Below are 25,287 nucleotides of genomic sequence, written 5' to 3' on the forward strand. Positions count from 1 at the left end.
GGATCGGACAGCTTTTTGTGACATTCCTTTATTTCACGCCTAGTCTCATCCGGTAGCTGAACCTTACCGCCAAAGCTCTACCTGCAAAATAATGCTCCGCGCTGCTTATGAATTGCTGCAGCTGCTGTTCCAGCTCCTTGGAGCCCAGCTTAAAAACGGTCTGAATGCCGCCTTGGCTAAGCGCTAAGCCAATATATCGCTCAGCATCACAGTATTCCAGATTATGAAAGACGATTTCCTTGGCGAAGCAGAACAAACCGCTGTTTTTAATCTGTGTGATATGCTGTTCCTTGTCTCGTTTGCTCGCAAGATCCTTCGCCAATACATACTTAGCGATGATTTCTTCTGATCGGGCAATCAGCCGTTCATACTCCGCCTCCACAGCCCAGTGCAGCGTCGGCGGCCAGTCACAGTCATAAGCTGCGAATATACCTCCAGGCTTTAGCACACGCGCGAATTCACGAAGTGTACTCACTGGCTCCATCCAATGAAAGGATTGCGAGCAGGTCACGACATCGACACTTTCCGCATCCAAGAAAAGCCTGTCTGAGTAGCCTTTGACGAACGATATCGCGGCTGCCTCTGCTTGCTTAGGCAAATGGGAAAGAGCTTTTCCTCTCATATCGTCATTTGGTTCAAAGCCAATAATTTGTTTGGCATGTCCAAGCCAGACAAAGGAGGATAATCCCGTTCCACAGCCGACATCAGCGACTAACTCTGGCGTTCGGCCAAGATAGCTGGATAGAATATCGATGACGGCTTGCGGTGTTTTCGGGCGATGCTGATCATAATCATTCTCGAACCCGGAGAAACGATCTACGTTGTTTTGCGAATGGCTTCCTGTAGTCATTGCACAACCTCCGTTCCAGTAAAATCGATTTAGGCAGATTACTGCCCGCTACCGATTATGATAGCATTAAAACCATTCTCATGTGCAAGCAGGAACGATCCCGCGTCCGCCAAATAATCTGCTTCAACGTACAACGTACCGCGCTCAAGAAGAACCGTACGTTTGGCGTTCACTTTAAGTGCCAGCTTCCACTCTTGTTTGGAAAGCACTGCTTCTTTGGCTGCTGCATTCCATTTAATCTCCGCTCCCCAAGCTGCGAATACGGCTCTCACAGGCAGATAGGTTTTATCACCTTTCTTGAATGGCTGCTGAGAAGCATTAAACTTCACTTGCTTACCATCCAGCCACACCTGCGGATCTTTGCCAGCCGGCAGAAGCGCTGTGCCTTCCATTAATTCTTGCAGGTTGATAATAGGCTTAAGTGACTTCGAGCTAACCTCCAGCTGCTTTACGCTATCGTTCAGCGTATCGGCAATGTACAGCTTCCCAGCTGTATACAGCAGAGCAGAGGGCTGGTTAAATTGTGCAGTATCTGCGCTTCCTAGCACGTTGCCTGGCTTGCTTTGACCTGCAATGGTAATTACGACGCCTTCCTTCACTGCCCGAATACGGTTATTGAGACTGTCCGCAATATAGAGAATGCCCTCCGCATACGCAAGCCCACGAGGACGATTGAACTGTGCATCCTTACTTGCTCCTGTCGCATAGCCGCCCTGCATATAACCGGTCAACGCATCAACTGTCGTCGCTTTTCCAGCTATCGTCGTCACTTTACCATCCCGTATATATCGAATCAAATGATTGCCGCTGTCCGCAACGTACAAGCCGCCTTTCTCGTCGAAGGCGAGACCCATTGGCTCATTGAATTTGGCCTCTGTCACATCACCATCCTTGTAGCCGCCTGTTTCACCAGCCACTCCGGCGAAGGTCGTCGTCACACCTTCCGGTGATATGACACGAATTACATTGTTCAGGGAGTCGGCCACGAATACATGATCCTTCTCATCTATGGCTATGCCCGATGGAGCATTGAATTGCACTTCCCCGAACTTGCCGTTCTCATAGCCTGGTTGACCATTACCGGCAGCCGTATAGACTCTATCCTTCACAATTCTGCGCACCACATGATTGTCGGTGTCACTTACGTAGATAACACCCTTGCTGTTAAGTGCAGCATACGAAGGGTGATTGAAGGTTGAATTAACTGTTGTTCCGTCGAAATAACCGCTTGCCGTCTGATTCGTAACGGCTGTCAGCCCTCCAGTCTGCCACTTGCTAATCTGGTTGCTCCCGGCACCAACAACGATTATTCCGCCATCCACCGCGGCAGCCAGACCCCAAGGTTGGCTGATCTTCTCAATTGCAGCGGACACCTGCGCAGTTCCCGTCTGCTCCGCTGCGGCAATTGATTCTTCAGCGTTCGCTGCATATGTGTTTAAATTAAACGTCACTAAGGCAGTCGCAAGCGCCGTTCCAACTGCTAATATACGAAACTTCGTTTTCATGATGTCGCTCATCTCCTTTAGCCTAGCATTATACTACAGGTATCTTTACTTCAATGTTTAAACTCAGATATGTCGGCCAATCCAGATCATCCAAAACAGGTATGACAAGCACATATCGTCCTGGGCGAACATCCGATGAATTGAAATATTCAGCCAATAATGTGAGTGTTTTCACATCCCCTTCACCAGATAACGTATAGACGCCATCTAATTCATAGAGCGGTTCAGAACTACCTTCGGATATCCTATAGAGATAAGGCTCCCCTATTTCAAAGCCATACGTATTAATCATTATTTCTTTGTTCACTTGGTTTGAATCTTGGTGAATAAATTCAACCTCGCTTGTTAACAGTATCGCTCTATGGGTCAGGTATATCAACTGGTCTTCCTTCTGCACATCACGCGTCTCTGGATTCATTAATGAGTTAGCGGCAATAGTCACCAGCAGAGTAGTGCCATATTCCAATTCATTTTTCAGTTTCACAATAAGCTGCGTGGCATCGTTTGGATTGATTGACACACTCTCAATTTCCAGTGCACGATCAGAACCCTCAGCCGGATCTTCATTTCCTTCCATAAGTGCAGGCGGAATCTCTGACACGGTATGAATACTAACGTTGGACTTCGTAATCGGTATGACGTAAGATGCAATTTTTGTAGTAAACGGTAATATTATCGTGCTGCTATCTGTGGTATAAGCTCCATCCCAAAATAGTACAGGAGGCTTCTTTTCGACGATATTTATATCCACCCATACATAGTGAGGTTGAGCCCTATCATCTTGAAGATTCACCCTCACCTGATATAAAGCAGGTTCAAGCAATTGAAAGTTCGTTATATTAAAAGCAATAACCAACCGATTCGGCCATATTACACTAGTACTACTAACGTATTGCCTAAGATCGTATTCGAACCCCGAGTAGCAGCCCTCATCTTCGTAACCGCCCTCATCCTTCGGACAAACCTTATAAATTTGGATATCGGTTCCCGTTTCCGAATCATAAGGAATACTGTATCCAAGCGAGCTCAGCTCAATGGAACGTATTCCCTCCCCGTCATACATGCTATCCTCATGCTTAAATTCCATCTCATAGCGCTCTTGTGCGAATGTAAACAAAAAACCTTGACCATACTCTTCGCTGCCCGTAACCAGATCATTCTCTTGTACATCGTTCGTTTCTGCATTTTTTAGTTGATTAGCTAGAATTGTAAATCTTATTCTCGAACCGTATTCAATCGGCTCTGACAGCTCAACGAGCAGTTGCTTTGAAGAAACGTGGCTCAACGATACTTGTTTTACAATATCTCTTTCCTCGAACAGCTGCGTTTCAATATTAAGCACTTCTACTTTGACCACTTCTGATCCATCTGCAGGAAATGAGCTATTCGGTCCATTATAAGCAATGGATGTTGTGAAAGGTAAATTAAACGCTTTGTCATTACCAATAAAGGATTGAAACCCCTGGTATAGTGCTCGCAAATCCAACAGCGGAGGAACCGGTGCTTCTATAGGACCTGGTGTCTCTGTTGGTACTGGTGTTTCTGTCGGTGCTGGCGGTGTCGGCACCACTACACTGCCACCCCCGCTAGTTTGACCCGAAGTGTCTTCGTATACGATTTTGGTATTGCTTGGTGCGCTGCCGTTATCCTTTGAGGCATCCGCCGCTTCCTCTTGCTTCTTAACCACAATTTGCTGTTTGACTCTTTCAATTAAAGCCTTGTCCGCTTTCGCGTCCTTCTCAAGCAGCGTTAGGTAATGCTCCAGACCTACTAACGGGAGGTCGAGATAGTCCAGCTTTTCCTTCTCACCTTTACCCTCATCGTTCAGCCCAAGCTGCTCATTCGGAGTAACAATCGTTTCCTCTTTGCGCTTTTCGCCGTGCTTTGTTTTCACTGCTCCTTCGAAGACGCCGACATAACTCTCGCCCTCTTCGTATACAACAGTAAACTCCGTTCCCATAACACCCATAATTGCAGTAGGGGTTTCAATCTCGAAACGCGAATCCCCATCCAGCTTTTTCTTAATAGTAATAAGCACTTTGCCCTTCAATAAGCTTAGGCTGGTCTTGCCTTCGAGCGCCTTTGCGCTTTGAACCAGTTCACTGATAACAAGTGTTGTATTCGTGCCGATTGTCACCTGCTTATCACTGTCAAGCTCCATCGTCACTTTGCCGTCGCTGCTCGTTATAATGGTGTCGCCCTTCGTAATGGCCATGCCTTTGAACGCGTTGAATTTCTTCGAGCCGCCGCCCTTTTTCACTTCCGACTTCCCAGCAACTGATGTAATTTTCCCAGCCTTATCCGTATCCTTAGCCAAAACTGATGTCGGCATCATAATTGCAAATGCAAGCAAAGAAATGAATAATAGCTTTGCTATTCTCAATGTAATCCCTCCAATTCATAGATGGTAATACCCTGTTCCTTGCCTTTAACCTTGATTTCACCAAGCGGAGCTGCATGAATGCGATCCTTCACTCGTTGATAGACAGCGTCGCTCAATACGATTTGGCCGGGCTTTGCATTGCTTTCCAGTCTCGCAGCCGTGTTAACCGTGTCGCCTATCGCCGTATAATCCATCCTGCTCTTGGAACCGATATTACCGAATACTGCTGGTCCAGTATGAATACCTAGACCAAACTTTACACCGAAGCCAAATCGCTCAATTAGCTTTCGCTCCAGCGCCTCAGAGCCTTCCTTCATCGCCCAAGCCGCTTCGACCGCTCGCATAGGATGATCTTCAAGAAGCAGCGGTGCATTGAAAATAGCCATAGCTGCGTCACCTATAAATTTATCGAGAGTGCCGTCAAACTTAAAAATACAATTGGCCGCAAGATCGAGGTATTCATTTAATATTTCAACGATCTCCTCCGGCTCCGCCTTCTCCGAGAGAGGCGTAAAGCCTCGAATATCTACGAACAATACCGTTAACTCGCGGCGTGTTCCACCCAGCTTTAGTCCATCCTCGCCATTTTTTAATATTTGGTTAACGACCTCCGGCGCAACATACCTACCGAATATATCGGTCACACGGCGGCGTTCGAACAGCTCCTCCACGTAATGGAAGCAGACGACAATGATACAACTGATAATGAGAAGCGGAACGACATAACCAATCGATATAATCATGCCTTGCTCATACAAATAGCGGCCCCCAAACACAAATGCCGTAATAATCACAGCAACTGCCAAGAAGGAAACAACCATATTCCACTTTCGGAATAGGAAGTACGCAAGACCTGCGACAAGCAGCAGAATGAGTGCATTCCACTTCCAATCCACCTCACGCTTCAGGTCTTCATCCAGCAGCGCTTGAATAATGTTGGCGTGAATTTCTACTCCGTACATTGGACTTTTCACCTGCAGCGGTGTTAGATAGTCATCCTTGAAGCCCGTAGCATAGGGTCCAATGAGAACGATCCTGTCTTCAAAATAATCAGCAGGTACATCGCCGTTTAATACAGCGGAATAGGGAATCGCTTCATACTGGAATGGACGTCCTGTAAACGGAATGTGAAATCGGCCGAAGGAGTCAAGCGGTAGCATCTCGGCATTGACATGCTCGCCAAGTCTTTCCTTAAACATCCGGTAGATGACCCACGAGAAGCTCTCCACCTGCTCTCCGTTATCCATGAAGCTGTATAAGGAATTACGTACGACGCGATCGCGGTCAGGAATCGTATTGATATGACCGACCTCTGCAACTGCTGCCTTCAATGCAGGGAAAGGCTTTGACATCTCAATCGCCTCGATTGCCCCCTCCCTCGCAGAGGAAGCAAACGTTCCGTACACTGGCATGACTACGTTGCCAGCATGCTCTGCAGCGGCAATCAATGCCTCATCTGATGAAGGATCATCGGCCGAAGGTGCTGGGAACGTGACGTCGAATGCGATAACCGCTGGATTACCTTCGTTAAGCGTTTCGATGAGCTGCGCATGGATATTTCGGTTCCACGGCCAGCTCCCATACTCGTTCACACTCTCATCATCAATCGCAATTATGGCAATTCGGGTGTCGATTGTACCTTCCTGTTGCATGAAACGATCCTGGAAGAAATAATCCACTGTGTCCAGCGTACCTCGGTACATAAGAAATACGGACAATGCCGTTAAAAACGTAATCATATGTATCAGCTTTATTCGCACAGCTTCCCTCCTTCCCCCTCGTTATGAAATAAGATGAAGCCACTTCCAATACGGCACGCTTACAGCTGCAGCCAGCAGCACCGCCAGACCATACCAAACGGCTATCTTCTGCGCTTGCTGATGCGAGAACGCTTTTCCTTCCGCGCTATAATAAGCTGTTAAGTATGTAGACGATTGATAAGTAAAGAAAAACGGACTAGTTGCAAGCAAAATAATGAATACGAGTATCCATGGGTGAATGCCCACCACATCTCCCAGAGGCACGATCGCCGTTACCAGCAGAATAACAGCGGGGGCATCCCGAATAACGAGCGTTACCAAGTAAGAACCGAGAATGACGGCTATTAGGAACAAAGCAGGATTGTCAACAAACATAGGCAAATGCTCATCTAAGAAAGAGGACAACACATTAGAAACACCCAACTGCTCATCTACTCCCGCAAAGCTGAATGCGGCTCCTAGGAAGAGCAGGAACGTCCAATCTATTCCCATGGATAGCGTCTGCTTGTCCAAGACACCGCTCACGACTAACACCGCAAACCCCATTAACATAATCCATGTACTGTCTATACCGTGCAGCGGTTGAAGTACCATAAGCCCAATACATCCAATAATGGTCCACATGGAAACCCGCTCATCCTTCGTAAGCGGACCAAGCAGACGCAACTGCTCGTTCAGCACCTCTCCGGTAATGACTTTGGCAGGCTCAAGCTTACGGAACATATAGCGCATAGCAATTAGCAATATTAATGCGAATAAAATGAAGGCAGGCAGTGCGTACAGCAGCCATTGCAGCCAAGACACTTTATCGTCTGCCTTGGCTAAGCCGTATGCCATCACATTTGTATAAGATCCCGTCATGACAAATGGTGCGGTAAATCCAAAAAACAGCATAGCAATAAGCCCCAGCCCTGCAGCCCCCTTGCTCCTCTCGCCATAACCGAGGGACTCAGCCAATGTCTGTGCCATCGGCACACCAATAGAAACCTTCGCTGACGAAGAGGGCAGAAACGGATTTAGCAGTAAGCCTCCCGTCACGATGCCCCATAGCTGCCCGCGATAATGGGAGGGAAATTGTCTAAGCACTAGCAGTGAAATGCGATAGGCTATGCCTGACTTCATGACGACTGCACTCACAGCCATAATAAAGATCATAAACAGCCATGCACTGGATCCGAATCCAGATAATGCAGTCTCAGGGGGAGCAACCCCGCCAAGCACCCATAACATAATCATGCCAAGCGCCACCATATATTCCGGCACGACAGGCACAATCCACATCACAACTGCAGCAAGCGTAATGCCGATAAATCGCATGCCAGCTTCAGACAAACCTCCTATCGGCTCAAGCACAAAGGATAACACGATGCACAGAAGGGCAATGACCACAGCAATAACCTCTGCAATACGGTTGCCATTCAGCAGTCTTCCAGCACCCTTCACAAGCAGTTCGCTGCGCTTTCTTGCCAGCTTCTGCTTCGCCAGTCCGTACGCTTGGTCTGCATTCACCACTCTTCCTTCTGACGACACCGTGCTTGCCAATGCGTCCGCAAGCTGCAAATATTCCAGCGATTGATTCTTCTTGCCCACAAGCCTGCAAAGTTCGGTTCCACATTCATACAAAAACAATAGCTCATGAGGCGAGAAGCCATGTCCATAGCTTAAAGCGCTCTCTACTACCGATAAGCCCGTCTCCGGCGCATGACTCTCGCAATAGGGCAAATAGATTTGGAGAGCAGCATAATTGACAGCAAGCAGCTCTCTCGGACAGCGGTTAATGGTACGAAACAGCTCTGCTCTTTGCCCGTCTGTCACCTTACCGCCTATTCGGGCATACGTATCCAGCGCTACGGGCCAATCGCCCTTGTCTCCTTGGATAAGAATAAACGCAACCCAATTGCCCTGCGACACGTACCAGGAAACAGCTTTATCAATCCACGAAGCCATCTCGTCATAGCCGTACCGTTCCTTGCTTATATCGTTTAATACAGACTTTAATCCGCTTGCTAAGGTAAGCCATTCTGAAGTCGCCTTGTTATCTTGGAAGCATTGCTCTAGGAAGGGATATTGCGAGAGTTCTTGATCTAGTGAAAAGTGAAAGGTGTGCTCCGCGAGCTCTCTGCTAACGAGCGGAACATGCGCGCACCATAGCAGAAATCGAGCTGTCTGCTCGCGCAGCTGCCCTAGCCCTTGGATAATACGTTCAGACTCCGTCTTCTTCGCTTCTTGCAGCCTTGTATTCGTAGCTACAAGACGCTGCGAGAGCAGCTTAATGAAGTAAGCAGAGAATACAGCATTCTCTGCTACTAATCGGTCAAACATTTTGCTATCGATTACATAAAGCACAGACCGCTCGGCCGTAATCGCTTCCGCAGACCTGGCTTCGCCTGTAAGCAGCGCCATTTCACCGACAACCTCACCTGTGCCGAGGACGGTAAGCGAACGTCTAACGTCACCGTCTGCCAGCAAGAAAAGCTCAATTGCGCCGCTTTCTATAATATACATTCGATCGCCAGGCTCACCTTGACGAAACAGCCTAGTACCCGCGACAAATTCCTGCTTGTCCAGCATGCCGAGCAGCTTCGCCAGCTCCATGTTGGACAACCCTTTAAACATTTCAATGCCTGTTAGTTTCACCGGTTAACCTACCTTTTATCAACTAAAGAAGTTCTATTGTTACTTAGGTCTATTATATATGAAACGTGAAATTAAGGGATAGCTGTCCAAAATGATCTGAAAATAAATTTATTGTATTTCTCGAAATACCAGTTGCTAATTATGAGCGTATTTACTACTATTAAGTTAATTATACTAAATCCAATAAGGAAAGTTGGTTTTAACATGAAGGAAATTCCGATTCCGCTCGTCCGCAGCAATCAGACGGGTATTGTCATTACCTTGCTTATTGCAATAAGTCTGCAGCTGCCTTGGCTCATTGCAGTCTTGTTTATTATCCAAGTAGTAGGCCTGCTAGGTGGTCCCCGCTCGAATTTGTTCATCCTAGCTGGGCGGCCCCTCCTAGCTAAGCGGCTTCCTTCCGCACAGACTGAGGCAGCCGAGCTTCAGCGATTCAACAACTCGCTCGGCGTAGGTTTTCTTACTTTGTCGCTGCTAAGCTTTGTAATCGGCTGGACCACAGCCGGCTATATTTTTGCCGGAATGATGGGCGCAGCTGCCTTAGCTGCCATTCTAGGCTATTGCATCGGCTGCACGATCTACTTTCAGTTCAAGCAATTTCGTGCAAGGCACTTAAAGCGCAGCTAACGGACATGAATCAAGCGTAAACGCCTGAAGCCGTTCTCTGGCGATTAAGCTATCGTTTCGCATAGAAATATAGAGAAAGTTAGCGAAATGTTATCCTGTTCTATATTTAAACAAAAGGAGCAATTGCCGCAGTCAGGCCGTTGCTCCTTCATTCATATAACCACCTTCATACAGCTACATCTTCACTTTAGGCTCATCACTCATTTCCGAACAATTCCTGAGCCGATACGGCCAGCAATTCCGATGCTCTCTTCCTGGTTGTCCTCGTCCCACCAAGCCTCTCTAACCGAAAGACCTCGCAAATATTCAAAGTCAGGGTAGACGACCAAGTCCTGCAAATAAGCAGATATGGTGCTTCCTTCCTTTCTCATTCGGTTCAACGCCTTAATGATATCCTGACCGGTTTCAATACCAATGCCATGCCCGAAATATAAGTTGTCATCCAGCATGACGACATTCTCGCCTTGCCATTCCGGCGTTTCTGGATCATGTTCCGGATTTTTGAAATAGAGAACATCACCGGGATAAGCCTGATTTTTGTCATAAGCCGTAATCAAGCTCAAATCCCGATCATATTGCCAATCTCGTAAAAACAGATTTTTGAAATATGCATTAAATACCGCGTCACCTACCGTATCAAGCACAGCCTTATACAAAATAATGATAATGGCTCCCGCGCATTCAAAGCCGTATAAATGTCCGTTTTCGAATATATCATTGATTCCGACTGATGGCAGCACACCGCCCTTGAGCTGAAATCCACCGTTTTCTGTTCGTGTCCAATATTGCTCATTGCACCTTGAGCCCGCAAAGGTTGCGAAGCTTACGCCGCTGGTGTAGAGCGCTTTCGCCGCCTCGACAATATGCGTTCGCATTTTTAATTCAAACTCCAGTGCGTCAACCGATGGGTAGCGGTACACGACCCGGCTTTGCTGCTTAGCCTGCAATATTTTCCGTTCAAGCTCCGTTAGCGTCAGCGGATTCATAGCAAACGATGGATTGCCTGCAACAAGTATCACCCTCATGCTCCTCCCTGTTATTCCTCACGTATTGGGTTATTGTACGTGTGAAAATTGTTTTTGTGAGTAGTGAACGGACATTCTTGGATCCACAAACTCCTTCTATTTCTAAAGGCGTCCGCGTTACTCAAATGACTAATTTTTCTGATCTTCTGAAGTTGAATGAGCAATCCCGTCTAAATGCAGCGAAATAATATGGTTCAATTCAGCAAAGAAGAGAGCCGCAGACACCTTGTCTGCGGCTCTCTTCTTTCTGGATTTACGATTATTTACGCATATTCCCGCTAGCCGTACCTGCTCCGCTTGAGCTGTAAGGATCTGAATACTCTGTATTCGACCTCTCCCACACATCCGCATAAGCGGCGGACCTCTTAAATTGCGCTAATGCATAAGAACATGCGGGTACAATCTTGCGACCTTTCTCCCTCGCCTCTTCAACTACGAAATCCAGCAATTGCTTTGCTAGATTCCGACCGCGGTACGCACCGTCTACGTACGTATGGTCAATCACCCACGTATCCACGTCAACCATCGTATACGTGATTTCACCAATTGTACCCTTGTTTGTCGTGAGCACATAGCTGTTCCCTTGCTTTTGCGCCAAAATCTCCTCTTCCACCGCTCCATACATATCTTTGTCCGTACTCATAGCTGCTTGCACCTCCTGGAAAATAGTGTTGAACCCTCTCCCGGTCAAGCTGCGGGTCTACTCTCTCTTACCCTAATAGGGTGGTTGTGAACCCTACACCCTTCTTCAAAATCCCGTTTTCGGTATTTCTTCTGGACAATATTCACTCGGCTTCAAGTAACCCATACGAATTTCATACATCCGATTATGTGCGCTCTTCATCGCTTCAACAAAGGTATGATACGGCTGTTGGCACCCATCCACGACTCCAATTTGATAGTTTTCTCCATCGAAACGACCAAGCACAGGCTGATCGTTCAGTTGAAAATAATGAACACCGATCAATTCTGGAATGGAAGCCGCTTGCTCGACAAAGTATTGGTACGCTAGTCCACGGTCAGACTGTGTGGCTAATGCGCGAATACCGTAAGCCAGCATGCCTACATCAGCAGCCCCGAAATGAAATTCCCCGATTACGATCGGTTTGTTCAGATGCTCACTGATTGATCTAGTCATCTCCCTCGCTGGTTCAAACTGATAACAGTTTATGGAGAACACATCGAAAGCCTCACAGCCTTCCAAAACATCATCACTGCCAACCCACGCGTAGCGCATACCCAAATTCAAATGATTCGGATCAGCTATTTTACAATACTTTGCCGGCACTTCCACATATCTTCTGATCATTATACGATTATATAAGCGGAAATCCTCTCTACGTTCGGCACAGTCTGTAAACTCAGAAAATCTTCTTGCCTCATACAGATCCTCAAACTTCTCAAACGAGCTGCCCCACGCCGCGTTCCAGCTATTAACATCGCCATACTTCTCCTTCAACCATGCAGCAAAATGAATTTTACTCTTAAATCGAATTGGTGATCTCAGCATTTGTTCGGTTAAATTCAGACCATCTACAAAAGCCCAATGGGGTTCATTCCGCATAAAATAGCCCACCAGACGACGGTCTTCCTTCATTACTAGCAGCTGATCTGAGAAGGCTTCTGCATTTTTGTCATATTCCGGGTCGAACACATCAGGGAAATCCCTAAAAATCGTCTGTTCCGTAGTCGGAAAATTCACCATCGGATATACATACGGCAGCTCAGAATTTTGTATAAACGCGGGACTCGACCAGTTGCCGATCGTGTTCATCCCCCATGATTTCAACCGATGTTCCGTTATATCCATCCACTTCTGATGCCATTGCGCACCGAAGGCTCGGATTAAATTAGCAATTCCGAAGCTGTAGCCTTGATCTCCCCAAGCATTGCTAAACTCCTGATTTCTGCTTGGAAGTTCCGTAAGCAGATGCTCCATACCGGTTACTTTCATCGTTTCTGCAGGATGAATGCAATCCATTCCAGCACTGAACAAAGCATAGCCATCTGGATCTACAAACCACCATCTTTCGCCGTCATGCTGCGTTCGAAAAAATCCTGTTGATTCAAAATGAAGTCCTTTCCACCCGCCATATCGACCGTATCCCGTTTGTTCAGCGCGGTGATCCTGTGAAAGCTGCCACTCCTCCCTCAAAGAACGTACAAGCTCCTCGGAATCTTTTGTCTTACCGAGCCAGTCTTTTCCTGCCAATTGACCAAGCTCATCGATATATGAGGTCTGTTCATACTGAAACTCCGAGGCGGACAAACTTACATGCAATCCGGATATTTCCAATGTTCTCGATGAAACCGAAGAGATAGTCGAGATAGCGAACTGGGTAATATGCTCCCTATCCACGAAAGCATCTCCACGAAGTACGGATTGCATGACGCCAGGAAATCTGTCAAGAAATAGCTTCTCCCCATTCAGAGCAGTGAGCGGCAAACAGATTCTCGTTACAACACGAGGCAATACGCCGAAATGAACCGTTATCGACCGACTTTCTCCATCCGTAAACGAGAAGAGAACAACGAGAACATCATGGGACTCGTGATAAATATCCGCCGACAAATAGTTGTAATCTGACCAAGTACGTAAAGGAAGAGCTCCTTTATCCACATAAATGCCCCCGCCTTGCGGAGATGTTTCCATACGAAACCCATTTTCTCCAAGCAACTGTAGCTTGGTGTCTTCTTTGCATTGAAAGGTCGAAGCTTGTAAACCGAATACTTCCACGAAATATCAGCTCCTAAACTATTCTTTTACAGCTCCGAGCACAATGCCTTTTACGAAAAACTTTTGTAGAAACGGATACACTAGCAAGATTGGTAAAGCACCAATGAAAATTTGCGCGGCTTTGACTGTTCTTTGCGACAAGTTTTCCATATCCTTGGGGTTTATGCTCATTTTGCTGAAATCCTGCTGTACAACTACGGTTTGCAAAAATGTGGCAAGCGGATATTTTTTAGTGTCCATCATATAAATGAGCCCGTCGAACCAAGAATTCCAATGGCCGACTAGAGTGAAAAGTGTAATCGTCGCCAGAGCGGGAAGGGATACAGGCAAATGAATACTAAATAAAATCCGAAATAACCCCGCTCCGTCAATGACGGCCGCTTCTTCCAGTTCTGCTGGAATGGTCCGAAAGAAATTCATAAGCAGAATCAGGTTATACACACTTAACGCCGCCGGCAGAACAAGAGCCCATATGGTATTAATGAGATTCAAATTCGTAATGAGGATATAACCCGGAACCAAACCGCCCGAGAACAACATCGTAAATACAAAGAACCACATGTATACGTTCCGAGATTTAAAGGCCGGATTTCGTTTAGACAACGCATATCCCGCGAAAACAATAACCGCCATGCCAATCGCTGTGCCCAGAACAGTACGATAGACGGAATAAAGCAATGCTCTTATGAAAGCAGGATTATCGATCGTTTTCTGATAGGACTCCAACGTAAAATCTACCGGCCATAAATTAACGATATTAGCAGTAGCTGCGGCTTTCCCACTAAACGAAACGGCCAGTACATGCATGAGCGGCAGTATGCAAAGCAATGATAACGCAATTAAGAAAATGTGGTTTAAAGCACTAAACGTTTTATATCCTGCTGATTTATGATACATCTGTCATCCTCCTTTTCATTAAAAAATCCGATAGTTGCCGAATCTATACGCCAAACGGTATGAAACAACGATTAGCACAAAACTAATAATTGATTTAAATAAACCAACAGCTGTAGCAAAGCTAAAATCCCCTTTTAACATAGCTGAACGGTAAACAAACGTATCAATAACATCACCTTTGCTATAAACAAGCGGATTATACAGATTGAAAATTTGATCAAATCCTGCGTTTAGAATATTGCCAAGCTGCAAGGTAGCCACAACGACGATTATTGGAAGCATAGTTGGCAGTGTCACATTAATAGTCTGCTGCAGCCGGCTTGCTCCGTCCACTTCTGCTGCCTCATATAGTGACGGGTTTACCCCTGCGATTGCTGCCAGGTAGATAATCATTGCAAACCCAAATTCCTTCCATATGTCACTAACGACGATGACGAAACGGAACCAGTCGCCGTCACCTAGAAAGAAGATCGGTTGTATGTTGAACCAATCGACTAGCATCCGATTGACAAGACCACCTTTAACCGATAGTAAGTCAATAAGAATACCGCCTAAGATGACCCATGATAGAAAATGAGGGAGATAGACCAACGTCTGAATTCCACGTTTAATTCCAGATTTACGAACCTCATTCAGTAAAAGCGAGATTACAATGGGTACGAACAATCCGCACACAATCTTAAGAACGGAGATAATCAAGGTGTTCCAAATGACTTGAACCGATTCGTCAAACATAAACAAAGCTTCGAAATGCTTAAAGCCTACCCACTCCGAATTCATAAATCCGAGCCAAGGCTTATAATCTTGAAAGGCCATAACGAGCCCAAGTATTGGAAAATAATGAAATACAACTGCGATTATTGTTGCCGGCAATATCAGCAAGTGGAGCGGCCATGTTTTTTTAATCCCCTTTTTCCACTTCGACTCCGTTTTAACCCTATTTGGTTCATTAACCGCAACCTCAAGTCCGCTTTTCAAACAGAATTCCCCTCTCTATTCCTACATAATTGCACGTTGGTAAACTTCTGCTATTATTATACCAACAGGTTTTGACCCTACCTATGATAAGGTCTTAACATCTATATCCCCTCTCATAACCTATTTCGTCAAATTCACTCAGGCGGTGATCTACATAGTAAAATATAAGGTGTTCCATAAGCTTCTCGTCATGTTGGCATTATTGCTCATTCCATCGACCTTGTTATTCGCATACGCCAATCATACAAGTGAAATTGTAGTGAAAAAGACGCTTGAGAGCTCGGCTTCCAAGCAGATGGAATTTACCATTCAGCAATTGGAACAATCACTCCGCCAGCTTGAGAAACAGACGCTTTTGCTTGCCTATGATTCGAGCATCAAAGCCTATGCCAGCTCAGAGGAGTTTCCAGAATATTTGAATCACCTCTTAATGCGAAAGACCATCGAAGAGAAGCTTGAGCTGCAAAGTCAGGCTGAACCGCTTATTAGTGAATTAAACGTATACTGGCCCAGCATACAGGAAGTATTATCAACTTCAGAAACCAAACAATTCGATCAGAAGGAGCTTGCCGAAAAACCAATGAATCGATGGTTTTCACGGGCACACAATGATAAACTTACCTTTCATTTTCTGCTCGTTAATCCAACGGTTCTCTCTTCTGATTTCGACAATGCCGTTTCAGTTGTAGAGACGACCATTTCAAGCGAATATTTGCGTTCTGCCCTTAAAGGACTTGATAATACAGGGAATGGCACATCTTTTTTCTACTTTTCCAAGGATGATGTGATTAAGAATACTGAGGTAAATACAAAGCTGTTCCCGCTTTTCATCAAAGAAAATGTGCTTGATGGCAGTACGACGACACATCCTAAAGTAACTGTTTTTGAAATGGATAACGTTGAATATTTAGTCCAATCGATTCAAAGCCCATCATTAGGAGGCACGTTGGTCAGCTATATCGAACTGAATGAGTTCCTCAATCCGCTTCAGAAGGTAAACTGGCTCGTCAATGGAAGCTTCGTTTTTTTGTTTATTACAGGAATTACTTTTTCTTATATGTTTTATAGACATTTCCGCTTGCCGTTTGGATATTTGGTACGTAAAATCGAAAAACTGGGAACTGGTGATTACGGAAGTAGAGCAACGCTTAAAACCAATACCGAATTTGATTATTTATTTGACCGATTCAATGATATGGCTTCTCGTACGCAATCACTAATTGAAAATGTATACGAAGAAAAAGTCCGTACACGAGAAGCAGAGTATAAGCATCTCCAATCGCAGATTAACCCTCATTTCCTATATAATTGCTTATTTTATATCGTTAGCATGGCGAATAAGTCACCCGATGCAGTTATCTCAATGGCCAAAAACTTATCCTCCTTTTACCGCTACATTACTCGCAAAGCGGGAGAAACGACGACCTTGGAAGACGAAATCCGTCTAATCGAAAGCTATCTTGAAGTGCAATCTCTGCGAAACAAACGTTTGACCTATACGATAGATATACAATCCTCCATGCTGGAACTTTCCGTGCCAAGCCTGCTTTTGCAACCGCTTGTGGAGAATGCGATTGTACATGGTATTGAACAAAAACAGGACTCGGGAAACATTCATATTCGTGGTGTCGTCAATGGCAGTCATTATCTCATTCACGTCGATGACGATGGAATTGGCCTATCTGAAGGGGAATTACATTTGCTGAATGATCGTGTACATAGCAGCTATCAGAATACGGAGGAAATGGGCTGCGGATTAAGGAATGTTCATCATCGGTTAGTCAACCGCTACGGAAACTTCTCTGGGCTTACTTTCGCATCCAATGAATGGGGCGGGTTCCGCGTTACCCTTGAAATCTTATATAGAAAACAGGAGGCATAGCATGAACGTATTACTGGTGGATGACGAGGATTATGTGCTCGATTACTTAGAAACAGAAATTCCTTGGTCAAGCCTAGGCATCCTACATGTATATCGCGCAAGTTCTGCCAAAGAGGCGCTCGATATGGCTAGCCGAGTTCCTCTCTCCATTATTGTGTCAGATATTCGCATGCCGGAGAGAAGCGGACTCGAACTTCTCTCCACCCTTCAACGGGAATATCCTGAAACGAAAGTCATCTTATTGTCGGGATACTCCGATTTCTCGTATGCCGTTAAAGCTCTGCAGCTTGGTGCTGCCGATTATTTATTGAAGCCCGTTACCGAGGATGAAGTACTGCTCAGTTTGAAAAAAGTATTTGTTAAAATTGAAGATGAGAAGCAGAAAAAGCAAAGCCTCGAAGCTGCGAATGATGTCTTGAAGCTCGGGGGAATACGTATGAGGGAGCATCTGCTGATCGATCTTTTACTTGGGAAAAAATACGACTCTGATGAATTAAATCGTCACCTCAAAGCCCTTCACTTACCCTTTGAGGCAGATGCACAATGTGTGCTCGTATTAATTAGAATCGAAACAGGAGCGGAGGAAATCAAGCGTGAGGATTATGAACTGCTGAGCTTTGCACTTATGAATATGGCAGAGGAAATTGTATTCGATCAGGTTAATGACCCTTCCTCTCTATGGTCGTGTAAAGATCATCATCGATTTCTTATAGCCCTGCTTCCGATCGACTCAGTCCTAGATGAGGCGGAACTCCATCAACGTATGATAAAGTTGCAAAATACAGTGTTAGCCTACATGAAACGAACCGCTTCCATACTGATCACCCCTTCGTTTATGTTTCAGCATGAACTCCATCGTCAATATTTACAGGCGCTTAACCTATTCTGGAGGGCTGTTGGAACGCGTAATAATGTTTTACTTACGATGACTGAGCTTGAGCGCGAGACGACGCCCGAGCATGTGATAAAGCCTTTGACCAGACTTCACCAATCACCGACTATGCAGCAATTAATGGAGTCTGGCCGCTGGGAAGAGGTCACAAGCAAACTTGATTTCATTCTGGAAGAGCTTAGTCTTCCCGCGTATCGCACACAGCAGCATCTCATGGAAGTCGTTTACTATTTGTTCAGCAGCTTCTCCTACATTGCACATAAACAGGGAGATTCCTTTGCTGATATGGTTAATATCCCTTCCATGCAGCGTGAATCGTACTACTACCAGTCGACTGATCAGATCAAAGAATGGGCGATTCCCATTATCGAACAATTTCAAAGATCACTAAAAGAAGTTTCGTCCAGTCGCAGCCACATTATTAGGCAAATTCACGAATACATCGAACATAATCTGCAGGAAGATGTATCTCTTACTCGAGTTGGCGAGCATGTCTATCTTCATCCTGTTTATCTATCCCGTTTGTATAAGAAAGAAACCGGAGAAAGTCTGTCCTCTTATATCGCGAGAATCAGAATGGAAAAAGCGGCTCATTTGCTAAATACGACCAATATGAAGGTTTCTGACATCGCTAAAGACGTTGGCTATCAGAAAACGCAATATTTCATCCATATCTTCAAAGAGTTTTACAACAGTACTCCTCAAAACTTCAGAAATCGATAAAATAAGGGCTGCCTCAACTGAGACAGCCCTCTTCAATCGTTATTGGTTTACGCTCTTATACCATTCGTTGATTTCAGTTTCAATTTTGTCTCCACCTTTGCTCTTCCAATCGGATACAAAAGTATCAAATTTATCAAGAGGCTCGTTGCCATAAATGATTTTTGCAAAAGTTTCAAGCTCCATTGTTTTCAGATTATCACCTTTGCTTCTCATCGTTTCCGTAGGCGCTCCGAGAAACTCAGTCGGCGCATTGATTTCGCTCATTTGGAAATTCAAAGATCCTGCACGAATCATCTCTTTATCTTGGATCGAAATTTCTTTATGCGCTCTCGTTTTCACTTCGCCGCCATTATGAATGTAATCATAGATGGAAGAACTCATGAAAGGAATCACAGGAACATTCCAAAATAAATTGTATTTGCTCGATGAAGCTGCGGCTTCAAGCGGAGTAGGAAACTTCTTCGAATCATAGATCGGTTCTCCGTCAACGATGGCGAAATCATAACCTTCAAAGAATCCGTCTTTGAATTCACCCGTTTCGAACTGGTGATCATAAATTTTGTCGAAATACTCGAAGAATGCATCCATGTGTTTGAAATCCTTGTTAAACATCATCACTTTTCCTTCATTGACGTAACCGGTATAACGAGCAGATTTGCCATCCGGTCCTGTAGGAAGTGGATATGCTCTAAGTTTCGCGTCTGGATTCGTTCCCTTCACGTCCCCGAGCGGCCAGCCAAACGCCCAGAAAGGAGCAGCGATCATGCCCGATTTGCCTTGGATAAAGCTTTCTGTTGCCTTCACTTCATCAATCGCAGCCATTTCAGGGTCCAAATAACCTTTCTTGTACCATTCATGAAGCTTCCCAAGACCTGTCTTAATCTCAGGCTGTACAGATCCGTACTTCAAAGAGCCATCATCCGCTTTTTGCCATGTGCCCGGTATATATTTACCTGTGTACGCACCAAAAACAAAGCTCACATCGGACATCCAGTTCGAGAATCCATTACGGCCCGACAAACTAAAACCAAACGTATCCTTTTTACCATTGCCATCCGGGTCTTGATTAGTGAACGCATCCATCACCGTTTCGAACTCTTCGATCGTTGCAGGCTCTTTCAGGTTCAGCTTCTCCAACCAATCCTGACGAAGCCAAAGGACTGGATTTGTACCGTCGCCAGCTGAGAATATCGGTAGCCCCAGCAATTGATTATCTTTCTTTACTTGATTCAGTGCTGCACTATTATCAGCATACACTTTTTTAATCCGCTCACTGGCATATTTTTCGAAATCCTCGCCGATATCCTTCACCTTGCCTGATTGAATCAAATCGGCAATTAGATTAACATCCTGTACGATAAAAACATCGGGAAGCTGGTCTTGTGTAGTCAACGAGAGTCTAAGTTTTGTATGGTAAGCTCCATTATCCGCCGTATTCCAGAGATCCTTAATTTCAATGCCGAGCTTCTCTTTCGCCCATTTATTATGCACGTTATTGTTAATATCTTCTCCGTTAATAAACGTGTAGTCAGATCCTACAGGCCGGGCCGTTGTTATAGTAACCGGAGGTTCAAATTTGCCATCAGCACTTTGCGTAGATTGCTCATTGCCTGCAGGCCTATTCGATGCGCCCCCTTCGTTCGTATTGCCATTACCCCCTGAAGAACATCCGACAACGCTTACAATTACAAACGTGAGCATGAAAGAAACCCATTTCTTTTGTTTCATTTTGTTTCCCCTCTCTTTAGCATCTACTACACGTTTATCGTAGCCCACTAGAAGGTTTATCGTATATGCCCTATTCTAAACTATTATAACCACTGTTATATCGATTTGGGGCTGGAAGATCGTTTATCTTGAAAAGCAAAAAGGTACAGCCTCCTCATCATGCGAGGAACTATACCCTTAAACCTGTTCTAGAGTCATTATCATTAGTAATGAATTCGACATCAAGGTATTTCTTTTGTTGTGCGTTATTGTACAAATCGGCAAGCTTCCCCTGGTCTTTACAATAAATCGTAACATATTCACAATCGGCGACTAACACGACACAGTGACAATCACTATTCAAGAACGCCTCGTAGGTCAAAACATCTATTACCTGTTTCTCTTTCGGAAATGCTTTGAAATTTGCAAAGATGATATAGTATTCATTATTCTCTAAACGTTCTTTCAGAAATGTGCCATCCATTCCATAGATCTCTCCCGAGAACAGCGGCTCCCCTAATTCTGCGTCTTCGACGAAATAAGCCTCTTCCCCTCCAATATACCAATTGAATTCGGTTGTATTAAATGGCTGTAATGCTTCTCCGAGAAATTTGCCGAAACCATTGGTAATCCGAAAAGTCATTCCTCTATTCATATTTATCCATCCCTACATAGATTAATTGTCTTAATTGGTTTGCATATACGACAGGGATTTCAAAGCCCTCATTGGTATTTTCAAGGTTTACCAATAGCCCTTTCATGTTCGTATCTGTACCTAGTGAAAGATGGAAGGCTTTTGTTGTTTGATCTGGAAACTTCACCTGCAAGTTATAATCTGCTAAATAATTAAGTATACCTGGCATTTTATTTGCGTTTTTCAAAGCCATTTGGAACACTTCAAATGATTGAAGATCATTGAATTGTTGATCTTTGCACACATTCATCCTATTCCCCTGAACGCATTTGAGACTAACTGAAACCTCAACGTTTTCAAAGGTCGAATCCGTCTTCATCTCCTTCTCCTTCTCACTACAACCGAGGATCATAATAAACATTAATAACAATAGAGTAAGCAAATACTTTTTCACGACCATTACCTCCTTCAAGCACCTAATCTGTAGACGTTGAATGTAATATAATGGTTGCTGCTTGTGTTTAGAATGGATCGATTAAACTTCCACAGCAGGCAGCAAGACCGCCTGCTGTGGAAGACGGTCTCTTCTGTAATTATTAAGCTGCAGCTCTCCATATACATACAGCTTAATAAATTTCGCCTTCATCACCTTGAACCACTGCATGAAGTTCAATCGCAATCTCCTTCATCTTCTCAAGCACTTCATCATCACCGTAAGGTATGGTGAGATTGCCTTCAGAGAACATAAAAGGAATTTCCTTCTCCTCGGTTTTCCATATAAAGAAATGGCCTTGTACCGTCATGGTGATTGGCCCTGTTATAGAAAACTCGCTGGCATATACAAAACCATTCTTAGATACAAAATAGTTCTGAACTTCCTCTAATGAAATTTCTTCTTCCTCATTATTTGCCCAGTAGGATGCTCGCGTAATATGAATATTGTAGCTCATGAGAATACAACCTTTCATAGTAGCATTTCTATACTTTTCTCCATTATGTTCGCAGAAGTCAGCCACTCCATATTAACGGGCTATCTAAAACTCCGCTTTGCGCGTTATATATTGCGTCAGCTTTGGTGCTGCTATTAGTAATAATATCCCCGTAGTTATGTAGATAAGCGGTGCTCTTATTTCAATGTTCCTGTGCGAATAGCCATTTACGAAATAATCAATAATGTCGCCACCATAATCTCCAAGCAGGAATATAGCTTCTGTACTTATCAAATCACAAATACCACACCAAGTTACTGCCTCCATCAAAATAATTATGCGCCTTCAGGTAGCACTTTGTTCCTTAATCTTATTAATCGCCCCCTCCAGAAGGACAATAATGGCGTCATAGTCTTCTACCGTTGGCGTCATACTTTCATCGATGATATGGGTATAGCCGCTCTCTATTTCATTACGCCAATAGTGCGCATACATAAGCGGTGTCCAACCATCCTGAACCGCCAGCTCTGGATCTGCCCCAGCTTCGAGCAAGAACTCTACTATTTCGGGCCTTCCATTCGATACTGCGTTTTGCAACAACGATTGCCCCCACCATTCCGGTGCAAAATAATTGACGTCCATTCCGTATTTCAAAAATAACTCAATCATAGGAATCGAATCATCGGCAAAGAGAAAACCCTCCGGACCTAGTGGGCCAATCATCACAGTCGGATCAGCGCCTATCGCAAGGAGACGTTCCGCCTCGCGCAAATCCTTCATTATGATGGCACTGAACAGTTCATTTTGTTTCGCAGATAGTACCCAGACGACATTGAGCCCATCTCCGTAGAGCTCCACATCTCCACCACTTGCATCACCAACGAATCGAAGCGGTACATAAGTGACTCCTCCTTGCACGACTGGAGCGAGAGGCATCACCTGTTCTACACCATTTATCGTAGCTTTGCGCGAGCCAATAGTCAGTACGATCTTGCGTTCGCCGTTGCTTGCCGTAATCTGCTTCGACTTGGCGTTCCACGTAACTTCAAGACCTAGTCGAGTAAAGAGCGGACGGAACGGAACCATTGTCGTTCCCGCATGCAAATACGGCGGATTATCTAATACAAGCTCTTTATTGTCGATAACGATCCGATAATCCGGTCGTGTTTGTGCCGCGGCAACACTGACTGTTGGCACTGCAACCAGCATACACAGCAGCAACATAATCATTCTCATCATTTGGCATCCCCTTCTCCTATCATAATCTCTTTTAGTAAAGATTCATGCTCATTAAGCCAGTCATTTCTCGTATGAAATTGAGTTAGAATATAATTGAAGTTCTCCTCGATATCTCTTCCAGAGTAGTATTGACCGATATAAATATGAAGTACTGCGATATGATACATTTGGGTCAATCGTTGCAACTGATTTATTTCTTGATCCGTACAAGTTCTAAACCTAGAATAGCCTTCTATAAATGCTTGTGCCATTTCCAATGATCCGTTTGACATTTGAATAACATGGTTAAGGGAAATAGCAAATTCCATAAAACCAATATCAAGCGAAGTATTATCGAAATCTAAAACACCATGGATTCTATTATCTATGGATAGTAAATTGAATATTAATAGATCATGATGAACGAGCTGCTTAGAAAATCCCAACCACTCAAGTTTGTTGCTCTCGACGAGGGCAACGGTTTTTTGATAGAAATGCAGTGCAGCTTGAGGAATCTCAAAAGGTGGGGACTTAAAAAAAGATGTAACCGCTTGATAATCAGCTAATGGATGAAGATTATAGAGCTCTGTGAACGGAACTCCTTCATATTGGAGCTCTGATTGATATCGACCAAGTACGGAAGTCATTTCACCGACCACATAACCAAACTCTTTGGCTTGTTCAATACTGAATATTTCTGGAACGACCCCTTCTATAAACGAAACAACCGCACCTAATGAGCCGTTGGAGAGCTGTACATACCGTTCGCCAGCATTCGTATTTAAAAACTCAGGCACGACGATTGAAAGATTCTGCTTACTTATATAAGAGGTTAATTCAGCTTCAAATGCAATGCTGTCTACATTTTTAGTATATGGATTGTAGATTCGAATCACATATTTCTGGTCATTTATCGTTACAATTTTCGTGAAATTAGTCAAACCAAAGGGTACAGGCTCTATTTCGTACACACAATCACCAAAGTAATGACGCACCAATTCATTGATTAGCTCGTGCATTGTACTCCCCCTATTATTTTATCGCATTCCTGGGATTATTACCCTATAATAACAAATCCCGCTTTTGAAAATCTATGAAATTCTAATACTACTGATGATTAGGGTTACATCATCTCCCGCTGTCTGACATGCCAAAGAGCACCTCGTTTATGAAGGTGCTCTTTACAACGATCATTTATCGGAAAAGCAAACTATTTGAACTGCGTTGGAAATTGCCTTACAATCGCTTCTGAAAGGGTATCTGCTAGCACGATGATATGGTCTATGCCTTTGTCGAAAGCAACGATATCGGCATCCCAATTTTTCGTTAATCTAGCTGTGACAGTGTCTGTAACCAATTGCAGATGCATATACAACAGATCTGTTAATTGCTTTTTCGACAAATTCGGATTGGCACTGCTTAAGAATAGAGCAATCTCATCCGCGTTTTTATACCAATCTTTATTGTATTTTTCCACGTCTGCCTGATTTCCCTGTTTCGCTGCTTCAACAATTTTCCCTGCAATAACAATATGCTCTCGAAGGAGCTCAGCCAGCTTGTTACCTGCTGCCTCTCCATAATACGGTTTAATCGCATCTCCAATATCCTGCTGGTTCTTCAATAGCCTCTCCAGCACTTTTTGTTGATCATCCATCCCGGCAACCGCACTCACAATATAGTTTCTTGTCCAGACCACATGGTCAATCCAAAGCTTTCTAAGCTGATTCTGAAACTGCACCGTTGATGGACTTAAACATTGCTTTTCTGTTGTTACTTGTTCTTTTCCAATGGCTTCGACATGTAAAGGTGCGCAAATTAATGCAAGGGACATGCATACCATAGCCAGCTTCAGTAATCGATATTTCATTTCATATTGCCTCCATGTATTGAATTGAACATCCGC

The 25,287-nt window shown here is 44.5% G+C and carries 21 protein-coding genes; 3 read left to right on the forward strand and 18 right to left on the reverse strand.

Annotated elements, in window-relative coordinates:
- Nucleotides 1-28: 28 nt before the first annotated feature.
- The 5 genes from FGT79_RS22095 to FGT79_RS22115 are packed head-to-tail and all read right to left on the reverse strand — an operon-like array spanning nucleotide 29 to nucleotide 9,135.
- Entirely contained in the window at nucleotides 29-850 is an 822-nt protein-coding gene (locus FGT79_RS22095) for a class I SAM-dependent methyltransferase (protein ID WP_138755010.1), read from the reverse strand.
- A 38-nt stretch (nucleotides 851-888) separates the two neighbouring features.
- On the reverse strand, nucleotides 889-2,355 hold the full coding sequence (locus tag FGT79_RS22100; protein WP_171056370.1) for an NHL domain-containing protein: 1,467 nt from the start codon (nucleotides 2,353-2,355) through the stop codon (nucleotides 889-891).
- Between the two features lie 28 nt (nucleotides 2,356-2,383).
- The gene (locus FGT79_RS22105; RefSeq protein ID WP_138755012.1) at nucleotides 2,384-4,738 is read right to left on the reverse strand and encodes a FecR family protein; all 2,355 of its coding nucleotides are present in this window, start codon (nucleotides 4,736-4,738) and stop codon (nucleotides 2,384-2,386) included.
- Nucleotides 4,735-6,498, reverse strand: a complete 1,764-nt coding sequence (locus FGT79_RS22110) for a CHASE2 domain-containing protein (protein ID WP_138755013.1) — start codon at nucleotides 6,496-6,498, stop codon at nucleotides 4,735-4,737. The genes FGT79_RS22105 and FGT79_RS22110 overlap by 4 nt, the downstream gene beginning before the upstream one ends.
- Before the next feature lie 21 nt (nucleotides 6,499-6,519).
- Nucleotides 6,520-9,135, reverse strand: coding sequence for an SLC13 family permease (locus tag FGT79_RS22115; RefSeq protein ID WP_138755014.1), 2,616 nt, complete (start codon nucleotides 9,133-9,135; stop codon nucleotides 6,520-6,522).
- A 204-nt stretch (nucleotides 9,136-9,339) separates the two neighbouring features.
- Between FGT79_RS22115 and FGT79_RS22120 the strand changes: the two genes are divergently transcribed.
- Entirely contained in the window at nucleotides 9,340-9,762 is a 423-nt protein-coding gene (locus FGT79_RS22120; RefSeq protein WP_138755015.1) for a DUF4395 domain-containing protein, read from the forward strand.
- Between the two features lie 200 nt (nucleotides 9,763-9,962).
- On the opposite strand, the gene FGT79_RS22125 is transcribed toward FGT79_RS22120, so the two are convergent.
- The 5 genes from FGT79_RS22125 to FGT79_RS22145 form a co-directional block, all read right to left on the reverse strand.
- Nucleotides 9,963-10,787, reverse strand: coding sequence for a protein-glutamine gamma-glutamyltransferase (locus FGT79_RS22125; protein ID WP_425465037.1), 825 nt, complete (start codon nucleotides 10,785-10,787; stop codon nucleotides 9,963-9,965).
- A gap of 259 nt (nucleotides 10,788-11,046) precedes the next feature.
- Nucleotides 11,047-11,430: a GNAT family N-acetyltransferase gene (locus tag FGT79_RS22130; protein WP_138755017.1), complete on the reverse strand. Its 384-nt coding sequence runs from the start codon at nucleotides 11,428-11,430 to the stop codon at nucleotides 11,047-11,049.
- Nucleotides 11,431-11,535: 105 nt separating this feature from the next.
- Nucleotides 11,536-13,524, reverse strand: a complete 1,989-nt coding sequence (locus FGT79_RS22135) for a beta-galactosidase (protein WP_138755018.1) — start codon at nucleotides 13,522-13,524, stop codon at nucleotides 11,536-11,538.
- An 18-nt stretch (nucleotides 13,525-13,542) separates the two neighbouring features.
- On the reverse strand, nucleotides 13,543-14,421 hold the full coding sequence (locus FGT79_RS22140; RefSeq protein WP_138755019.1) for a carbohydrate ABC transporter permease: 879 nt from the start codon (nucleotides 14,419-14,421) through the stop codon (nucleotides 13,543-13,545).
- Between the two features lie 18 nt (nucleotides 14,422-14,439).
- Complete coding sequence (locus FGT79_RS22145) at nucleotides 14,440-15,399, reverse strand: ABC transporter permease (protein WP_138755020.1); 960 nt, start codon at nucleotides 15,397-15,399, stop codon at nucleotides 14,440-14,442.
- A gap of 190 nt (nucleotides 15,400-15,589) precedes the next feature.
- Between FGT79_RS22145 and FGT79_RS22150 the strand changes: the two genes are divergently transcribed.
- Nucleotides 15,590-17,281 (forward strand): sensor histidine kinase, encoded by a 1,692-nt coding sequence (locus FGT79_RS22150; protein WP_138755021.1) that lies wholly within the window; start codon nucleotides 15,590-15,592, stop codon nucleotides 17,279-17,281.
- 1 nt (nucleotide 17,282) lies between these two features.
- A complete protein-coding gene (locus FGT79_RS22155; RefSeq protein ID WP_171056371.1) occupies nucleotides 17,283-18,896 on the forward strand; it encodes a response regulator in 1,614 nt (537 codons plus the stop codon).
- 39 nt (nucleotides 18,897-18,935) lie between these two features.
- Here the strand turns inward: FGT79_RS22155 and FGT79_RS22160 are convergent, their stop codons facing one another.
- From FGT79_RS22160 to FGT79_RS22195, 8 genes are all read right to left on the reverse strand, one after another.
- Entirely contained in the window at nucleotides 18,936-20,624 is a 1,689-nt protein-coding gene (locus FGT79_RS22160) for an extracellular solute-binding protein (protein WP_138755023.1), read from the reverse strand.
- A gap of 169 nt (nucleotides 20,625-20,793) precedes the next feature.
- A complete protein-coding gene (locus FGT79_RS22165; RefSeq protein ID WP_138755024.1) occupies nucleotides 20,794-21,258 on the reverse strand; it encodes a DUF2691 family protein in 465 nt (154 codons plus the stop codon).
- The gene (locus tag FGT79_RS22170; RefSeq protein ID WP_138755025.1) at nucleotides 21,251-21,691 is read right to left on the reverse strand and encodes a YhfM domain-containing protein; all 441 of its coding nucleotides are present in this window, start codon (nucleotides 21,689-21,691) and stop codon (nucleotides 21,251-21,253) included. Before FGT79_RS22170 ends, FGT79_RS22165 begins: the two co-directional genes overlap by 8 nt.
- 172 nt (nucleotides 21,692-21,863) lie before the next feature.
- On the reverse strand, nucleotides 21,864-22,187 hold the full coding sequence (locus FGT79_RS22175; protein ID WP_138755026.1) for a hypothetical protein: 324 nt from the start codon (nucleotides 22,185-22,187) through the stop codon (nucleotides 21,864-21,866).
- A gap of 84 nt (nucleotides 22,188-22,271) precedes the next feature.
- Nucleotides 22,272-22,496, reverse strand: coding sequence for a hypothetical protein (locus FGT79_RS22180; protein WP_138755027.1), 225 nt, complete (start codon nucleotides 22,494-22,496; stop codon nucleotides 22,272-22,274).
- 15 nt (nucleotides 22,497-22,511) lie between these two features.
- Entirely contained in the window at nucleotides 22,512-23,405 is an 894-nt protein-coding gene (locus FGT79_RS22185) for a copper amine oxidase N-terminal domain-containing protein (RefSeq protein WP_138755028.1), read from the reverse strand.
- Nucleotides 23,402-24,403, reverse strand: a complete 1,002-nt coding sequence (locus FGT79_RS22190) for a phosphotransferase enzyme family protein (RefSeq protein ID WP_138755029.1) — start codon at nucleotides 24,401-24,403, stop codon at nucleotides 23,402-23,404. Before FGT79_RS22190 ends, FGT79_RS22185 begins: the two co-directional genes overlap by 4 nt.
- A gap of 191 nt (nucleotides 24,404-24,594) precedes the next feature.
- Entirely contained in the window at nucleotides 24,595-25,251 is a 657-nt protein-coding gene (locus FGT79_RS22195; protein WP_138755030.1) for a glycosyltransferase, read from the reverse strand.
- Nucleotides 25,252-25,287 lie beyond the last annotated feature (36 nt).

The organism is Paenibacillus sinopodophylli, from assembly GCF_005930355.1.
Lineage (GTDB): Bacteria > Bacillota > Bacilli > Paenibacillales > Paenibacillaceae > Pristimantibacillus > Pristimantibacillus sinopodophylli.